Source organism: Bradyrhizobium sp. SUTN9-2 (genome assembly GCF_003122645.1).
GTDB classification, from domain to species: Bacteria; Pseudomonadota; Alphaproteobacteria; order Rhizobiales; family Xanthobacteraceae; genus Bradyrhizobium; species Bradyrhizobium yuanmingense.
In genome coordinates this window covers 7,526,875-7,541,617 of the sequence record NZ_LAXE01000001.1, presented here as the reverse complement: position 1 = coordinate 7,541,617, position 14,743 = coordinate 7,526,875, and the positions used below count along the sequence as shown (strand labels likewise).

The 14,743-nt window shown below is 65.5% G+C and carries 14 protein-coding genes; 9 read left to right on the top strand and 5 right to left on the bottom strand.

Features of this window, described 5'->3' with window-relative positions; all coding sequences use genetic code 11:
• Nucleotides 1–110: 110 nt before the first annotated feature.
• Both upp and XF30_RS34910 read left to right on the top strand, forming a co-directional pair.
• Nucleotides 111–740, top strand: coding sequence for a uracil phosphoribosyltransferase (upp, locus tag XF30_RS34915; RefSeq protein ID WP_036009715.1), 630 nt, complete (start codon nt 111–113; stop codon nt 738–740).
• A 68-nt stretch (nt 741–808) separates the two neighbouring features.
• Nucleotides 809–1,021, top strand: a complete 213-nt coding sequence (locus XF30_RS34910) for a hypothetical protein (RefSeq protein WP_036028638.1) — start codon at nt 809–811, stop codon at nt 1,019–1,021.
• Nucleotides 1,022–1,039: 18 nt separating this feature from the next.
• On the opposite strand, the gene XF30_RS34905 is transcribed toward XF30_RS34910, so the two are convergent.
• The gene (locus XF30_RS34905; protein ID WP_109145226.1) at nt 1,040–2,149 is read right to left on the bottom strand and encodes a M48 family metallopeptidase; all 1,110 of its coding nucleotides are present in this window, start codon (nt 2,147–2,149) and stop codon (nt 1,040–1,042) included.
• 3 nt (nt 2,150–2,152) lie between these two features.
• Nucleotides 2,153–3,298 carry a DUF898 family protein gene (locus XF30_RS34900; RefSeq protein WP_192893480.1) on the bottom strand — a complete coding sequence of 382 codons (1,146 nt, stop codon included), beginning with the start codon at nt 3,296–3,298 and terminating at the stop codon, nt 2,153–2,155.
• A gap of 309 nt (nt 3,299–3,607) precedes the next feature.
• On the opposite strand from XF30_RS34900, the gene XF30_RS34895 reads away from it, so the two are divergent.
• The gene (locus XF30_RS34895; protein ID WP_036009721.1) at nt 3,608–4,873 is read left to right on the top strand and encodes a cytochrome P450; all 1,266 of its coding nucleotides are present in this window, start codon (nt 3,608–3,610) and stop codon (nt 4,871–4,873) included.
• Nucleotides 4,874–4,897: 24 nt separating this feature from the next.
• Entirely contained in the window at nt 4,898–6,172 is a 1,275-nt protein-coding gene (locus tag XF30_RS34890; RefSeq protein WP_109145225.1) for a cytochrome P450, read from the top strand.
• A 229-nt stretch (nt 6,173–6,401) separates the two neighbouring features.
• Here XF30_RS34890 and XF30_RS34885 read toward each other — a convergent pair whose 3' ends face one another.
• A complete protein-coding gene (locus XF30_RS34885; protein WP_109145224.1) occupies nt 6,402–7,322 on the bottom strand; it encodes a LysR substrate-binding domain-containing protein in 921 nt (306 codons plus the stop codon).
• A gap of 126 nt (nt 7,323–7,448) precedes the next feature.
• On the opposite strand from XF30_RS34885, the gene XF30_RS34880 reads away from it, so the two are divergent.
• From XF30_RS34880 to mdlC, 4 genes are all read left to right on the top strand, one after another.
• Nucleotides 7,449–8,618 carry an acyl-CoA dehydrogenase family protein gene (locus tag XF30_RS34880; RefSeq protein WP_036028627.1) on the top strand — a complete coding sequence of 390 codons (1,170 nt, stop codon included), beginning with the start codon at nt 7,449–7,451 and terminating at the stop codon, nt 8,616–8,618.
• A gap of 10 nt (nt 8,619–8,628) precedes the next feature.
• Nucleotides 8,629–9,732, top strand: a complete 1,104-nt coding sequence (locus XF30_RS34875) for a CaiB/BaiF CoA transferase family protein (RefSeq protein ID WP_109145223.1) — start codon at nt 8,629–8,631, stop codon at nt 9,730–9,732.
• Nucleotides 9,733–9,746: 14 nt separating this feature from the next.
• Nucleotides 9,747–10,598, top strand: a complete 852-nt coding sequence (locus XF30_RS34870; protein ID WP_109145222.1) for an HTD2 family dehydratase — start codon at nt 9,747–9,749, stop codon at nt 10,596–10,598.
• Between the two features lie 148 nt (nt 10,599–10,746).
• Nucleotides 10,747–12,369, top strand: coding sequence for a benzoylformate decarboxylase (mdlC, locus tag XF30_RS34865; protein ID WP_109145221.1), 1,623 nt, complete (start codon nt 10,747–10,749; stop codon nt 12,367–12,369).
• Nucleotides 12,370–12,465: 96 nt separating this feature from the next.
• On the opposite strand, the gene XF30_RS34860 is transcribed toward mdlC, so the two are convergent.
• Nucleotides 12,466–13,242 carry an SDR family NAD(P)-dependent oxidoreductase gene (locus tag XF30_RS34860; protein ID WP_057027781.1) on the bottom strand — a complete coding sequence of 259 codons (777 nt, stop codon included), beginning with the start codon at nt 13,240–13,242 and terminating at the stop codon, nt 12,466–12,468.
• Between the two features lie 76 nt (nt 13,243–13,318).
• On the opposite strand from XF30_RS34860, the gene XF30_RS34855 reads away from it, so the two are divergent.
• Nucleotides 13,319–13,777: a MarR family winged helix-turn-helix transcriptional regulator gene (locus XF30_RS34855; RefSeq protein WP_109145220.1), complete on the top strand. Its 459-nt coding sequence runs from the start codon at nt 13,319–13,321 to the stop codon at nt 13,775–13,777.
• A gap of 163 nt (nt 13,778–13,940) precedes the next feature.
• Here the strand turns inward: XF30_RS34855 and XF30_RS34850 are convergent, their stop codons facing one another.
• Nucleotides 13,941–14,735, bottom strand: a complete 795-nt coding sequence (locus XF30_RS34850) for an SDR family oxidoreductase (RefSeq protein WP_036036098.1) — start codon at nt 14,733–14,735, stop codon at nt 13,941–13,943.
• Between the last annotated feature and the right edge of the window lie 8 nt (nt 14,736–14,743).

Here is a 14,743-nt window from a genome sequence, read left to right as displayed (position 1 = left end):
TCGCCGCGGGCACATCTCTCAGTTGGAGTTCGCGGAGAGATACCCCTCATCCGGCGCTTCGCGCCACCTTCTCCCACAAGGGGAGAAGGGAAAAGCAAGAGCATCTCATCATGGAAGGCGTCACGATCGTCGATCATCCGCTGGTGCAGCACAAGCTGACGCTGGTGCGGGACAAGTCCATCTCGACCAAGTCGTTCCGCGAGCTGATCAAGGAGATCGGCATGTTGCTGTGCTACGAGGTGACGCGCGACCTGCCGCTCACCGACACCGTGATCGAGACGCCGCTGGCGACGATGCATTCGGCCAAGATCGCCGGCAAGAAGCTGGTATTCGTGCCGATGCTGCGCGCCGGCACCACCTTCGTCGACGGCATGATGGATCTGGTGCCGACCGCGCGCGTCGCCCATATCGGGCTCTACCGCGAGCCGCACAGCTTTGCCGCCGTGGAGTACTTCTTCAAATCGCCCTCCGACCTCAGCGAGCGCCTCGCCATCGTGGTGACGCCGGTGGTCGCCACCGCCAACACCGCCGTCGCCGCCATCGACCGGCTGAAGGAGCGCGGCGCCAGGGACATCCGCCTCGCCTGCCTGATCGCCGCACCGGAAGGGCTCGAACGGCTGCGCGGATTGCACCCGGACGTGCCGATCTGGACGGCGGCGGTGGATGAAGGGCTCGACGACAACGGGTTCATCCTGCCGGGCCTCGGCGATGCCGGCGACCGCGCCTACGGAACGCGGTAAGTGCTGGGCGCGTTTTAGGAACAGCTTCCACCGCGCGAGGTTCTCCTGCTTTGCGATGGAGAGCAACGATGACCTATCAGAATGAGGACCGCAGGGCCGACAGAGCGCGCCGCAACAGCCCGGTCGGCTGGGCAGTCGGCGCGATCTTCGTGATCGCCGTGGTCGCGGCCGTCTTCTTCTACAATGGTCGCGAGTTCGGTCCCCAGACCACGACCTCGAACCCGAACACGGCGCCGAACGTCACCACCGGATCGAATCCACCGGCTGCGCCGGCGAAGTGATGCGCCAGGAGCGGGCCGTCACACCTTCCCGCTGCCGCAAATGCCCTTCAGTGCCTGCCACTCCTTGTCGGTCAGCAGCGGCGGGCCGCTGGCGGGCCGGTCCTCCTTCGTCATGCGCGCGAGGCGGTCCTCGGTCAGCGGATGGCTGGCGAGGATATTCGTCAGGCCGGAGCCGCCCTCTTTGCCGGTGATGCGGAACATCAGCTGGGCCGCGGGCTTCGGCGACCGGCCGAGCGCATGCATGATCTCGATCGCGAAAGTGTCGGCGCCGGTCTCGGCTTCGCGCGAATAGGACGCTTCGACCAGGCTGCGCGAGGCGAAGATCACGGCCGAGGAGCCGGTGATGTCGCCGAACAAGAGGCCGATCAGGAACGAGGTGCCGCCATTGTAGATCAGGCCGCGCATGTTGTCGTAATGCTTGAGATGGCCGAGCTCGTGGGCGAGGATGCCGGCGAGCTCGTCGGGACTCTCGGCCTTGTCGAGCAGGCCCTTCAGCACGAACACCTTGCCGCCGGGCAGCGCGAAGGCATTCGGTATCGAGCTCGGCAGCACGCCGGCCGTCATTGAGTCGTTGAGGCCGGCCGCATCGCGCAGGCGGTTGACGAGCTTCGTGAACGCGGCCTTGCCCGCGGGGTCTTCGCACACGCCGCGGCCGAAGATGGTTTTCATCTGCACTTCGGCGGCATCGCCGATGCGCCGTTCCACGGGCTTCGGCACCAGCGGCGCGAGCCGGTCGGCGGCGAGCGGCACGCCGAACAGGACGACGCAGACGATGGAGACGGCGGCGGCAACCGACCAGCTCACGATTTTCGCGACGCCGCTGCGCGTCGTCCGATGCTCGTCGAGCCGCGTGCAGCGGGCCGCCACCTCCGCGGCAAGCGCGGCATCGCGGATCTCCAGCCGCGCCAGAGGCGGTGCGGACGTCGCAGCCAGGCGCAGGATTCCGGGGGGACTGTCGGCGCGGCGAAGGTCGGCATAGGCCCAGCGAACAGGCGTTGCGCCGTCCTCGGCGATCTCGAGCGCATCACTGAGCGTCAGCGTCACCTGCCGCCTGCGGCTCGACACGCCGTCGAAGAAGATGGTCGGACTCTCCGACTGCGCCGGGGTCTCGGCAAACACGTCACTCACAGCTCAGAATCCCGCGACATCGAGTCCGTCGGCAAAGCCTTCGCCGAGCGCGCCGGCAAGCTGACCGCTGCCGCGCACGTCCGCCGCGGCCCAGATGTTGTGCACCTCGACGGTTTCCAGCACCTTGGCCCAAAGATCGCGTTGAAGATAGACCCGCATGACGATGTTGATGGCAAGAGCGAGCGCGAAATAGCCGATCACCATCATCGCCACCATCGGGATGCTCTTCGTCGCATTGTCGCCGGCGAAGATCTCCTCGGCGGAAACGCCGGTGAGCGAGACGACCAGGAAGGCGCTGCCGCCCATATAGGCTGCGAACGCGACCGTGAGCAGCATCCACCAGCCGATCACTTTCCAATACAGGCCGTAGAAGGCATCATGAGGCAATTCCGAGGACAGGCTGACGCTACCGATGCGGATGCCGTCGAGCCACCAGCGCCATTCGCGCGCCTTGAACTCGGCGTAGAAGAACGGTGCGAGCGGGAAGATGAGGAGCGCGATCGGGCTGAGCAGCCAGAGCCACCAGCCGCGCTTGAAGAAGGTCCAGCCGTCGGCGTCGAAATCGCCGCGGAGATCGCCGTAATGGGTGTGCCGCATCTTGTAGCGTTCGAGCGCCGCCGCGCGCCAGGGCAGCGCGAGACCGAGCGTCAGGAGCACCAGCAAGCCCCATAGCATGGCGCGAAACGCGTAAGCCCAGCCGGAGCCGTCCATCCAGAAGCGGACGCCGCGCCAGACCGTGCGGGTCAGGCGGTAGCGCCGCGCGCGAAAAATCGCGAACTGGCCGAAGGCGTAGAAGGCGATGAATAGCGGCGTCGAGGCAAAGGCCTGCCAGCGCTCGAACTCGATGCCAATGAGAAAATAGGCGAGATAGATCGGCACCAGGATCGCGAGCGCGAACAGGAAGCCGACCAGGAGCTCCTTGGCCCGTCCGGTGTATTCGGCCGCATCGCCATCGATCGCGGTGTGCGTCCACAGATGACGGCGGATGTCGGTGACGAGCCAGAACCGGTAGAAGCCGAAGGTCACGAGCTCGAGCATGGCACCCTTGGTGACCATTTTGCGGAACTCGGAGCGGCTGCCGGAGAAATCGACCCGCGTCGCCGGCAGCGGCGGGGGCAAGGGTTCGGACCCGATCGGGGTCCATTGCATGTCGTTCACGGCGGCAACCTCGGGATGCGGATCTGTTCCGGCCAAACTATAGATCAGAGATTAGTCGATCCCCAAGATGAGCGGGTTCGATTTAGCTCGATTCCAGCGGGTTTCTCGCACGATTCTCTGTCGTTCGGCGTGCGGGAGGTCACGTTCTCGTGGCGCCGTGACGATCGTGCAACGCGCTCGTGAAGGCTGGATGAGGCAAAACTCTCCCTTGCCCCGGCGCAGACAACCGGCTGTAATTGCAAATCAAATACCGCAGCGCAGAATTCAACGACGCGCGGTTCATATTCAGGGAGAACGGTCATGCATGGGACCATCGAAAGCGCGGCCAAGCTCGACGCCTTGCGCGAGCGCGCGATGTCGCTGCCGCTGGAGCAGTTCGATCCCGGCGACCCCGAATTGTTCAGGACCGATACGTTCTGGCCCTATTTCGACCGGCTGCGCCGCGAGGATCCCGTGCATTACTGCAAGGACTCGATGTTCGGGCCGTATTGGTCGGTGACGCGCTACAACGACATCATGGAGATCGAGACCAACCATGCGGTGTTCTCCTCGGCCTCCGCGCTCGGCGGCATCACCATCCGCGACATCGATCCGGATCTGCGCCGTGAGAGTTTCATCTCGATGGACCCGCCGCGCCATGCCGCCCAGCGCAAGACCGTGGCGCCGATGTTCACGCCGACGCATCTGGACAATCTCGCCATCAACATCCGCAAGCGCTCGGCCGAGTGCCTGGACAATCTTCCCCGTGGCGAGGTGTTCGACTGGGTCGACCGCGTCTCGATCGAGCTCACGACGCAGATGCTGGCGGTGCTGTTCGACTTCCCCTGGGAGGATCGCCGCAAGCTGACGCGCTGGTCCGACGTCGCCACCACGATTCCCGGCCCGGACGGTCTCGTCGCCACCGAGGACGAGCGGATGGCCGAACTCGCCGAATGCGCGGCCTATTTCTCGAGGCTGTGGAAGGAGCGCATCGAACAGCCGCCGAAGAGCGACCTATTGTCGATGATGGCGCATGGCACTGCTACGCGCGACATGGATGCGAAGAACTTCCTCGGCAATCTCATCCTCCTGATCGTCGGCGGCAACGACACCACGCGCAACACCATGTCGGGCTCGCTTCTCGCGCTGAGCCAGCATCCGGAGCAATATCGCAAGCTGCGCGAGAACCCTGACCTGCTCGACAGTTTCGTGCCGGAGGTGATCCGCTGGCAGACGCCGCTCGCGCATATGCGCCGCACGGCGCTGTCCGATTTCGAGTTCCGCGGCAAGCAGATCAAGAAGGGTGACAAGGTCGTGATGTGGTACGTCTCGGGCAACCGCGACGAGGACGTGATCGACAGGCCCTACGAGTTCATCATTGATCGCGCCCGCCCGCGCACGCACCTGTCCTTCGGCTTCGGCATCCATCGCTGCGTCGGCCTGCGGCTCGCCGAGCTCCAGCTCAAGATTATTTGGGAGGAAATTCTCAAGCGGTTCGACCATATTGATGTGGTCGGCGAACCCACTCGGGTCTATTCGAGTTTTGTAAAGGGTATCGAAACGCTGCCGGTGAAGATTGCTGCGTGAGTCGAACGCAACGGAGCCACGATCATGAACATCCAAGCGCCGGTTAAAGTGGACAAGGCCGAACGCATGCGGAAGGCGCGCGAGGAGGCCTATGCGACGCCGTTGTCGCAATTCCACCCCGGCGCGCCCCGGCTGTTCCAGGACGACACGCTGTGGCCCTGGTTCGAGCGGCTGCGTAAGGAAGAGCCGGTGCATTACTGCACCAATGCGCCGATCGAGCCGTATTGGTCGGTGGTGAAGTACAACGACGTCATGCATGTCGACACCAATCACGGCATCTTCTCCTCGGATTCCAAGCTCGGCGGCATCTCGATCCGCGACGTGCCGGAAGGCTACGACTATCCGAGCTTCATCGCGATGGACCAGCCCCGGCATTCGGCGCAGCGCAAGACGGTGTCGCCGATGTTCACGCCGACACACCTGGACGAGCTGGCAAAGCTGATCCGCCAGCGCTCGCAGACCGTGCTGGACAATCTGCCGCGCAACGAGACGTTCAACTTCGTCGAGCGCGTCTCCATCGAGCTGACCACGCAGATGCTGGCGACCCTGTTCGACTTCCCCTGGGAGGAGCGGCGCAAGTTGACGCGCTGGTCCGACGTTTCCACCGCGCTGCCCAAGAGCGGCATCGTCGCCAGCGCCGAAGAGCGCCGCCGCGAGATGGACGAGTGCTACGCCTACATGTCCAAGCTCTGGAACGAGCGTGTCAACTCCGCGCCGCGCAACGACCTGTTGTCGCTGATGGCCCACAACGAGGCCACGCGCCACATGGATCCCGACAACCTCATGGGCAACATCATCCTGCTCATCGTCGGCGGAAACGACACCACGCGCAACACCATGACCGGCTCGGTGCTGGCGCTGAACGAGAACCCGGAGCAGTACGACAAGCTGCGCGAAAATCCGGAGCTGATCGATTCCATGGTGCCGGAGGTGATCCGCTGGCAGACGCCGCTGGCGCATATGCGGCGTACTGCGCTCCAGGACACCGAGATCGGCGGCAAGCACATCAGGAAGGGCGACCGGGTCGTGATGTGGTACGTCTCCGGCAATCGCGACGAGGAGATGTTCGACAAGCCGAACGAGTTCATCATCGACCGACCCCGCCCGCGCACGCACCTCTCCTTCGGCTTCGGCATCCACCGCTGCGTCGGCATGCGGCTCGCCGAGCTGCAGCTCAAGATCGTCTGGGAGGAGATGCTGAAGCGCTTCGACCGCATCGAGGTGGTCGGCGAGCCCAAGCGGATCTATTCGAGCTTCATCAAGGGATATGAGACGCTGCCGGTGCGGATTCCGGGCTGAGCTCTCTCCTACCGTCATTGCGAGGAGCGAAGCGACGAAGCAATCCAGACTGTCACCGCGGAGGGATTTCTGGATTGCTTCGCTGCGCTCGCATGACGGGGTCCTGGACACACCTGCTCGTCACGCCCGCACCGGCAGGCACGGCACTCCCCAGCTATAAAATTCCGGCATGACAGCTCGCGCCAGATGCGAAGGCACGACCGCGCGCGGCTGTTCTACGACACGCCATCTAACTCAGCCGGATGTCCCACACGCTTTCCTTGCGGCAGGCGGCGACTTCCTCGCGCAGCAGCGCGGTGATGGCGAGCGAGGCCGTCGAGGCCGGGCGGTCGATTGGAGAGGCAAAGATGAGCTCGCGCGTCATCGGCTTGGATACGGGGGCGGTTTCCAGCCGCCCGTCCGCGACCTCGCCGTGGACCGAGGACGGCGGCAGCAGCGCGAAGCCGAGGCCCTCCTCGACCAGGCTCGTCAGCACGCGAAACGAATCCGCCTCCAGTTGGACGTCGAGCTTGATCTTGCGCTGGGCCGCGGCGTGCTCGATCAGCGCGCGGAGGCCGTGGGAATGAGAGGGCAGCACCAGGCGTTGCCGCAGCAGCCAGCCGATGTCGACGCTCTTCTTGCGCGCCAAGCCGCAGCCGCGCGGACCTACCGCGACGATGTTGTCGCGCCCCAGGCTCTGCACGTTGAGATGCAGGTCGGCCGAGCGGCCGTAGAGGATGGCGAGATCCATCTCGCCGCGATGCAGCCATTCGACCAGATGCCCGCTGTAGCTCTCGACGATGCGCAGCGAGATGCCGGGAAATTTTTCGACACAGCGCCGTGCAAAGCGCGCCGACAGCACGCAGCTCACGGTCGGAACCAGGCCGAGCACGACCTGGCCGGACGGCGGCCCCTTGGCCGACTGGATGTCGTCGCGGATCTGGTCGATCTGCCGCACGATGCCGGAGGTGCGTGCGAGCAGCAGGCGGCCGGCCTCGGTCAGCACCATGCCGCGGCCGTTGCGCGTGAAGAGTTCGGTGCGCAGCTCGTGTTCCAGGAGCTTGATCTGCCTGGAGAGCGCCGGCTGCGCCACGCGCAAGGTGTCGGAGGCCTTGGACAGGCTGCCGAGCTCCGCCACGCAACTGAAGGTCCTGAGCTGCCGGAAATCCATCCTTGCCAATCCTGGAAGGCTACTTCATACGCTATAACAAATGAGCATAGGGGGCGGGCATTGTTTTCACAACGCCCGTGGGTTGGCCGGCGTTATCTTTAACTGCCGCTGAGAATTGGAAACGCCATGAGTCAAGAACACCACGCCGAAGATTACGCCGACATCCGCGAGGCCGTAGCCAAGCTCTGCGCGCAGTTCCCCGGCGAATATTGGCGCAAGCTCGACCGCGAGATGGCCTACCCCAAGGCGTTCGTCGATGCGCTGACCGAGGCCGGCTATCTCTCGGTGCTGATCCCCGAGGAATATGGCGGCGCGGGCCTGAAGCTGTCGGCGGCCGCGGCGATCCTGGAAGAGATCCAGCGCGCGGGCTGCAACGGCGGCGGCTGCCATGCCCAGATGTACACGATGGGCACGGTGCTCAGGCACGGCAATGCCGAGCAGAAGGCAAAATACCTGCCGAAAATCGCGAGCGGCGAGTTGCGCCTGCAGGCGTTCGGCGTCACCGAGCCGACCAGCGGCACCGACACCTCCTCGCTGAAGACGTTCGCGCGCAAGGACGGCAACGACAGCTACATCGTCAACGGCCAGAAGATCTGGACCAGCCGCGCCGAGCATTCCGATCTGATGGTGCTGCTGGCGCGCACCACCCCGAAGGACCAGGTCAAGAAGCGCACCGACGGCCTGTCGGTGTTCATCGTCGACATGCGCGAGGCCAAGAACAACGGCCTCGAGATCCGCCCGATCCGCACCATGATGAACCACGCCACCACCGAAGTGTTCTTCACCGACATGAGGGTGCCGGCGGAGAACCTGATCGGCGAGGAAGGCAAGGGCTTTCGCTACATCCTCTCCGGCATGAATGCCGAGCGCATCCTGATCGCGGCCGAATGCGTCGGCGACGCCAAGTGGTTCATCGCGAAGGCGACGAACTACGCCAAGGAGCGCGCCGTGTTCGGCCGGCCGATCGGCCAGAATCAAGGCATCCAGTTTCCGATCGCAAAAGCCTACGCCTCGATGCGCGCGGCCGAACTGATGGTGAAGGAAGCCACGCGCAAATACGAGGCCGGGCTCGATTGCGGCGCGGAGGCCAACATGGCCAAGATGCTGGCGGCGGATGCGTCCTGGGAAGCGGCGAATGCCTGCATCCAGACCCATGGCGGGTTCGGCTTTGCCGAGGAATACGACGTCGAGCGCAAGTTCCGCGAGACGCGGCTCTACCAGGTGGCGCCGATCTCGACCAACCTCGTGCTGTCCTTCGTCGCCGAGCACGTGCTCGGCATGCCGCGCTCGTACTGAGGTTGCGGCCATGGGAGCATTGGACGGGATCAGGGTGATTGCGGTCGAGCAGGCGGTGGCGGCGCCGTTCTGCTCCTCGCGCCTGGCGGATGCCGGCGCGGACGTGATCAAGATCGAGCGGCCCGAGGGCGATTTCGCCCGCGGCTATGACGCGGCGGCCAAGGGCCAGAGCAGCTATTTCGTCTGGCTCAATCGCGGCAAGCAATCGGCGGTGGTCGATCTCACCACGAAGGAAGGCCGCGCCGAGCTGGAGAAGCTGATCGCGAGTGCCGACGTGCTGATCCAGAACCTGAAACCCGGCTCGATGGACAAGCTCGGCTTCTCGCGCGAGCGGCTCTTGAAGGACTATCCCAAGCTGATCTCGTGCACCATCACCGGTTATGGTGACGAAGGTCCCTACGCCCACCGCAAGGCCTATGATCTCCTGATCCAGGCCGAGAGCGGGCTCGCCTCGATCACCGGCAATCCCGATGGCGCCTCGCGCGTCGGCATGTCGATCGTGGATGTTGCGACCGGCGCCACCGCGCATGCCGCGATCCTGGAGGCGCTGATCGCGCGCGGGCGCACCGGCAAGGGCGCCGACATCCGCATCTCTATGTTCGACGTGATGGCGGACTGGTGCACCGTGCCGCTGCTCAATGCCGAAGCCGGCAATCCGCCCAAGCGCATGGGGCTGCGGCATCCGTCGATCGCGCCTTACGGCGTGTTCACCTCCAAGGACGGCAAGGACATCCTGATCTCGATCCAGAGCGAACGCGAGTGGAAGACGCTGTGCGCGAAGGTGCTGGATCAGCCGGACCTGCCGGCCGATCCCCGCGTCGCCAACATGGTCGAGCGCGTGCGCAACCGCGACTTCACCGACGCGACGGTGGCCGACATCTTCGGCAAGATGACGCGCGACGAGCTGTTGAAGCGTCTCTCGGACGCGGACATCGCATTCGCCGAGGTCAACACCATGGCCGACCTCGCCAACCATCCGCATCTGCGTCGTATCGAGGTCGACACGCCGAACGGCCGCGTCAGCTATCCCGCGCCGGCGCCGATCATCGTCGGCGAGACGCGCAGCTACGGCGCCGTGCCCGCCATTGGCGAAAAGCCCCAATCCAAGACGTGACAGAGCGAGGCGTCATGACCGAGAAGCTCGACATCGATCATCTCAGGCAATGGATCGGCCGCAGCCAAGAGGCCACGGACATCGTCACCGCGCAGCTCGTGAAGGGCCTGCGCGCGACGCTGTTCCAGGAGGTCGGTGAGCCCAGGGCGGGCGACGCTGCGCCGTTCACGGTGCATTGGTGCCTGGCGCAGCCGGTGTTTCCAATGTCGATGCTCGGTCCTGACGGCCACCCGACCCGCGGCGGCTTCCTGCCGCCGGTGCCGCTGCCGCGCCGGATGTGGGCCGGCGGCGAGATCGAGTTCTTGCAGCCCTTGCGCGTCGGCGATGAATCGACGCGGACTTCGCGCATTGCCGACGTGCAGGTGAAATCAGGATCGACCGGCACGCTGTGCTTCGTCTCGGTCGAGCATAGCATCTCCTCACCGCGGGGCACGGCGATCCGCGAGCGGCAGGACATCGTCTATCGCGAGATGACCGGCGGCGCGCCGGCTGGCGGCAAGGCGTCGCCTCCGCCGCCGCAGGCGCAGCATCGCGAAACGCATGTGTCCGATCCCGTGCTGCTGTTTCGCTATTCCGCGCTGACCTTCAACGGCCACCGCATCCACTACGACCGCGACTACGTCACTGAGGTCGAGGGCTATCCGGGCCTGATCTTCCACGGTCCACTACAGGCAGCGCTGATCGTCGAGATGGCGGCCAAGCTTCGTGGCGGCAAGGCGCCGAAGAAGTTTTCGTATCGCGGCGTGCAGCCGCTATTCGAAGGCACGGAGTTCTCGGTCAACGCCAACGAGACTCAGGCGGGCATGGAGCTGTGGACCGCGAACGCGGAGGGGCAGCCGACGATGAAGGGCACGGCGGTGTGGTGAGCCACCACTGTTTCTTCCCGTCATTGCGAGCGTAGCGAAGCAATCCAGAATCCCTCCGCGGAGATAATCTGGATTGCTTCGTCGCTTCGCTCCTCGCAATGACGGGGTGAGGCTGCTACCCTCAATCAACAACACGGGGACGGAACCAATGGCCAAGAACGGCAAGACTGGCACCAAGCCCGTCACCGTGAAGCAGGCGACGCTCAACCTTCTGCGCGCCTTCGGCATCGACAGGGTGTTCGGCAACCCTGGTTCGACCGAACTGCCGTTCCTGAGCGACTGGCCCGACGATATCGACTACGTGCTGGCGCTGCAGGAAGCTTCCGCCGTCGGCATGGCCGATGGCTATGCGCAGGCGACGCGCAATGCCGGCTTCGTCAATCTGCATTCGGCGGCCGGCGTCGGCAATGCGCTCGGCAACATCTACACCGCGCATCGCAACCAGACCCCGCTTGTGATCACCGCAGGCCAGCAGGCGCGCTCGATCTTGCCCTTACAGGCCTTCCTCTATGCCGAGCGCGCCTCCGAGTTTCCGCGGCCTTATGTGAAATACAGCGTCGAGCCGGCAAGGCCGGAGGACGTGCCCGCCGCGATCGCGCGGGCCTATTACACCGCGATGCAGCCGCCGTGCGGGCCGACCTTCGTGTCGATCCCGATCGACGACTGGGCCCATGCCTGCGCGCCGGTCGAGGCGCGCAGGGTCAGCCGCGAGATCGGCCCTGAGCTGGAGCCGATGAAGGCGCTGGTTGCGGCGCTCGCCTCAAGCAAACACCCTGCGCTCGTCGTTGGCCCCGGAATCGATCGCGCCGGTGCGGTGGAGCTGATGGTGCGCGTTGCCGAGAAGGCCAAGGCGAGCGTCTGGGTCAGTCCGTTCTCGGCACGCTGCTCGTTCCCCGAGCGGCATCCGCAATTCGCGGGCTTTCTGCATGCCTCGCCCGCGCAACTGTCCGACGCGCTGCGCGAGCACGATGTCGTCATCGTCATCGGCGCGCCGGTGTTCACCTTCCATGTCGAGGGCCATGCCGCGATCTTCGACCGCGGCGCGACCATCTTCCAGATCACGGATGACGCGGATGCCGCCGCGGTGACGCCATCAGGCACCAGCATCATCGCGACGATGGAGCCGGCGCTGAGCCTGCTGCTCGACCTGCTGCCGGAGAGCAAGCGCGCGGCGCCAAAAGGCCGCACGCTGCCGCCGGCGCCGCAGCCCGTCGATCCGCTGCCGGTCGAATTCCTGCTGCATTCGCTGTCGCAGGCAATGCCGGATGATGCATCACTTGTCGAGGAAGTGCCCTCGCACCGGCCGGCGATGCAAAAATTCCTGCCGATGCGCGGCCAGGACAGTTTCTACACCATGTCGAGCGGCGGCCTCGGCTATTCTCTGCCCGCCGCCGTCGGTATGGCGCTCGGCAAGCCGAAGCAGCGCACGGTGTGCCTGATCGGCGACGGCTCGGCGATGTATTCGATCCAGGCGCTCTGGACCGCCGTGCAGCGCAAGCTGCCGCTCACCGTCGTGGTCATCAACAATTCCGGCTACGGCGCGATGCGCTCGTTCAGCCAGGTCATGCAGGTGCGCAACGTGCCGGGGCTGGAGCTGCCGGGGATCGATTTCGTCCGGCTTGCCGAGGGCATGGGCTGCCGTGCGGTGCGGGTGACGAAGGCTGCGGAGCTGGGCGAAGCGCTGAAGCGCGGCATGGCGTATGCGGGCACGAGCCTCGTTGAGGTCGTCGTGGATTCCGCAGTGCCTGTGCTGTACGGGCAGAAGCATTGACCGTCTCGTAGCCCGGATGGAGCGCAGCGTCATCCGGGAATCCTGCCACAGGCGAGTCGGCCCTGGATTGCGCTGCGCTCCATCCAGGCTACGACATCACGACGCCAAAAAACCTCCGTCGGCCGCGAGCACATGCCCGACGACATACGACGACGCATCCGACGACAGCCACACCACGGCCTCGGCGACCTCCTCCGGGCTGCCCATCCGCCGCAGCGGCAGGCCTGCGCTGACCGTCGCCACATCGCCGACGCCGGCGCGCAGCATCATGTCGGTGACGACGCGGCCGGGCGCGATCGCATTGATGCGAATGCCGCGCGGCGCGTTCTCCATCGCCGCCGAGCGCGTCAGCGAGATCGCGGCGGCCTTTGAGGCCGAGTAGAGCGAAAAGCCTGGATTGGGATTGCGCACCCCGCTGACGGAGGTGTTGACGACGATGCTGCCGCGCCCCTGCGCCAGCATCGCCGGCAATTGATGGCGCAGGCAGAGGAACAGCGCGCGGACATTGGTGTCGAACACGCTGTCGTAGATCTCCGTGCCCTGTTCCTCCAGGGGCGCGCGGCGCTCCTGGAAGCCGGCATTGTTGAAGGCAACGTCGAGCCGGCCGCAGCGCCCGACGGCTGTGCCGACGAGGCGCGCGACCTCGTCTTCCTTCGTGATGTCGGTCTGAAGCGCGATCGCCTCCGTGCCGAGCTCGCGGCACGCGGCGGCGGTGGCCTCGATCTCGGCCTCGCGCCGGCCGGCGACGACGATCGCTTCCGCCCCTTCGGCCGCCATCCGCAGCGCCGTTGCGCGCCCGATGCCGCTGCCGCCGCCCGTGATCAGGCAGACCTTGCCGCTCATGCGCTGACCGGTCGGCAAGGCTTCGCTCATGGTCCACTCCAAACACTTGCGCGCGCCGTTGCGCCCATATAGTTGTATGATACAACTATGTGGGTCGAGTCAAGCCATGGCCGAGCTTTCGCTGATTGACGACATCCGCGCCGCCTCGCGCCTGATGGTGCGCGAACTCGGCTTCATGGACGCCACGGTGGCGGCCTCGGGCTATCCGCCCTCGGCGGTCCACACCATCCTGGAGATCGGCATTCGTGGCCCCATGACGTCGGGCGAGCTCGGCGATTTCCTGCGGCTGGAGAAATCCAGCGTCAGCCGTCTGGTGCGCAAGCTGATCGATTGCGGCGAGCTCAAGGAGACGCCGGACGAGGCGGATGCGCGCAGCAAGCTGCTGTCGCTGACGGCGAAGGGCCGGCGCACGCTGGAGGCCCTCCACGCGTTCGGCCGGCAGCAGGTCCGCGGCGCGCTGGCGGCGCTGACGCCGGCCGAGCAGCGCACGGTGTGCGAGGGCATGATGCTCTATGCGCAGGCGCTGCGCGCGAGCCGGGTGGGGGAGACGGTGGCGGTGGTGTGATGCGCGAGGTTGCTGAAGCTGCTTCTACACGCTCGGTGTCATCGCCCGCGAAGGCGGGCGATCCAGTACTCTGAGACGGTTGTGGTTGAGCCGACAGGGGCGGCATACTGGATGCCCCGCCTCCGCGGGGCATGACAGCGTCTAGCGTGGGAGCACCTAACGGTCACTTCCCGAACTCCTCCCGCATCTTCGCCTGGATCTTGGCCATGCCGCCGATCCAGCGGTCGTAATTCTCGGTCTTCTTGCGCATGTAGCCGAGCACTTGCGGGTGCGGCAGGATCAGGAACGTCTCCTGCTCGAGGCCGGCGAGCACGTCTTTCGCCACTTGCTCGGGCGTCAGGTCGCCGTCGCCGGATTGCGGGCCCTTGGGAATCGAGCGCAGCATGTTGGTGTCGACACCCTGCGGACACAGGATCGAGACCTTGATGTTGTGGGCCTTGTGCGAGATCGCGAGATTCTCGGCAAAACCGACCGCCGCGTGCTTCGTCGTCGAATAGGCCGGGCTGCCGACCTGCGACAGCAGGCCTGCGGCCGAGATGGTGTTGAGGAAATAGCCGCCGCCGCGCGCCTTCATGCGGGGGACGAGATGCCGCGCCGCATAGACATGCGCCATGACGTGGATCGCCCAGCTGCGCTGCCACGGCTCGTCGGAAGCGCCGCCGGCGTTCTCCGACATCGGGTCGAAGCCGCCGCCGATGCCGGCGTTGGAACAGAACAGCGCGATCGGGCCGAACTGCCGCTCGGTCTCCTCGATGACGTGGACGATGTCCTTTTCCTGCGCGACGTCGCATTTGAACGCGGCGCCATCGACCATGGCCGCGACCGCTCGCGCATTGGCCGCGTCCATGTCCGCCACCACGACCTTGGCCGCACCCGCATTGTGAAAGGCCTCGCACAGCGCCTTGCCGATGCCGTTTGCGCCGCCCGTGACGACCACGACCTTGCCGGTCACCTGCATGCGACGTC

Excerpts from the sequence above, each read along its gene's own strand:
- mdlC (WP_109145221.1), top strand. The coding sequence starts at position 10,747 with ATGGCCAAGAACGGCAAGACTGGCACCAAGCCCGTCACCGTGAAGCAG.
- XF30_RS34900 (WP_192893480.1), bottom strand. The coding sequence starts at position 3,298 with ATGCAATGGACCCCGATCGGGTCCGAACCCTTGCCCCCGCCGCTGCCG.
- XF30_RS34870 (WP_109145222.1), top strand. The coding sequence starts at position 9,747 with ATGACCGAGAAGCTCGACATCGATCATCTCAGGCAATGGATCGGCCGC.
- XF30_RS34910 (WP_036028638.1), top strand. The coding sequence starts at position 809 with ATGACCTATCAGAATGAGGACCGCAGGGCCGACAGAGCGCGCCGCAAC.
- XF30_RS34875 (WP_109145223.1), top strand. The coding sequence starts at position 8,629 with ATGGGAGCATTGGACGGGATCAGGGTGATTGCGGTCGAGCAGGCGGTG.
- XF30_RS34880 (WP_036028627.1), top strand. The coding sequence starts at position 7,449 with ATGAGTCAAGAACACCACGCCGAAGATTACGCCGACATCCGCGAGGCC.
- XF30_RS34850 (WP_036036098.1), bottom strand. The coding sequence starts at position 14,735 with ATGCAGGTGACCGGCAAGGTCGTGGTCGTCACGGGCGGCGCAAACGGC.
- XF30_RS34890 (WP_109145225.1), top strand. The coding sequence starts at position 4,898 with ATGAACATCCAAGCGCCGGTTAAAGTGGACAAGGCCGAACGCATGCGG.
- upp (WP_036009715.1), top strand. The coding sequence starts at position 111 with ATGGAAGGCGTCACGATCGTCGATCATCCGCTGGTGCAGCACAAGCTG.
- XF30_RS34885 (WP_109145224.1), bottom strand. The coding sequence starts at position 7,322 with ATGGATTTCCGGCAGCTCAGGACCTTCAGTTGCGTGGCGGAGCTCGGC.
- XF30_RS34895 (WP_036009721.1), top strand. The coding sequence starts at position 3,608 with ATGCATGGGACCATCGAAAGCGCGGCCAAGCTCGACGCCTTGCGCGAG.
- XF30_RS34860 (WP_057027781.1), bottom strand. The coding sequence starts at position 13,242 with ATGAGCGAAGCCTTGCCGACCGGTCAGCGCATGAGCGGCAAGGTCTGC.
- XF30_RS34855 (WP_109145220.1), top strand. The coding sequence starts at position 13,319 with ATGGCCGAGCTTTCGCTGATTGACGACATCCGCGCCGCCTCGCGCCTG.